At 40.0% G+C, this 1,226-nt stretch carries 1 protein-coding gene; it reads left to right on the top strand.

Annotated features, from left to right (window positions below; all coding sequences use genetic code 11):
* Positions 1-65 precede the first annotated feature (65 nt).
* A protein-coding gene (locus NXR94_RS17125; RefSeq protein ID WP_258105900.1) for an IS3 family transposase occupies positions 66-1,189 on the top strand; the annotation gives its coding sequence in 2 pieces (ribosomal slippage) (positions 66-321 and positions 321-1,189; 1,125 coding nt in all).
* Positions 1,190-1,226: the final 37 nt, after the last annotated feature.

Genomic DNA, 1,226 nt, shown 5'->3' with positions numbered 1-1,226 from the left:
TGTAAGCTTCCCTAAAAATAGGACTGTTTGAAAGGCGACAAAAATTGTACATTTAAACAGTTACGATGAAAAAGCGAAGAATATCAGAAGCGCAGATAGTCAAAGCGCTCAAGGAACATGAATCAGGTAGAGATCAGGAGAGCATCTGCCGTGAATATGGCATCCATAAGTCTACCCTCTACAACTGGAAAAAGAAATACGGAGGTATGGAAGCCAATGAGTTAAAGAAACTCAAGGAGTTGGAAGAGGAAAACAGACGCTTGAAGCAGATGTTTGCTGACTTAAGTTTGGATCATCAAATACTGAAAGACGTCCTGTCGGGAAAGATCTAAAGCCCTGCATTAAAAGGGAGAAGGCTGACATCATCAGAGAACGATTTACTGTTGGTGTTGGCAGGGCTTGTAGGATACTGAGCCTATCCAAATCAATGTATTATTATCAGAGCAGAAAAGATGATCATGAGGTGATAGATATCCTTAATCGCTTAGCCGACAAACACCCTACAGAAGGGTTTTGGCAGTTGTTTGATAGACTTAGGAAGCAAGGTCACCCCTGGAATCACAAACGTGTATATCGAGTCTATAAATCCATCGGTATGAACTTGAAGAGAAAGCGTAAAAGAAGGCTTCCAGCGAGAGTTAAACAGCCATTGGAAGTCCCTTCATCACCTAACCATACATGGTCAGCAGATTTCGTTTCCGATAGCTTGATTACAGGCAGGAAGTTTAGGGCTTTTAACCTCATCGATGATTTTAACCGTGAAATACTAGCCATTGAAATCGATACTTCTTTACCTGCTGAAAGGATTATCAGAGTCCTTGAAAAGACTATTTTCTGGAGAGGTAAACCACAACGAATTCGAACAGATAATGGTCCTGAGTTCATATCGAATGCACTGAAGTGTTGGTGTGAGGAACAGCACATTGAATTAGCCTATATCCAACCCGGAAAACCAATGCAGAACAGCTATATAGAAAGGTTTAATGGAACTTACAGAAGAGATATACTGGATGCTTACTTATTTGATTCACTTGAATCTGTAAGGAAGAAGACCAGTGAATTTGCTGAGGACTATAACCTGGTCAGAGGACATGATTCCCTGAGCAAACTTTCTCCCGTTCAGTATCTGAAATACCAAACTAAGAATGAAAACTACCAGAATGAATTTTGTAAATATTTAGAGAATTAGTCTATTTGATCCCAGTCCTAATAATGGGGAGGTTACA

The organism is Marinoscillum sp. MHG1-6, from assembly GCF_024714475.1.
Lineage (GTDB): Bacteria > Bacteroidota > Bacteroidia > Cytophagales > Cyclobacteriaceae > JAMZMI01.
Note: the sequence above shows the minus strand (reverse complement) of the source record. Positions and strands in the feature narration are given on the sequence as shown.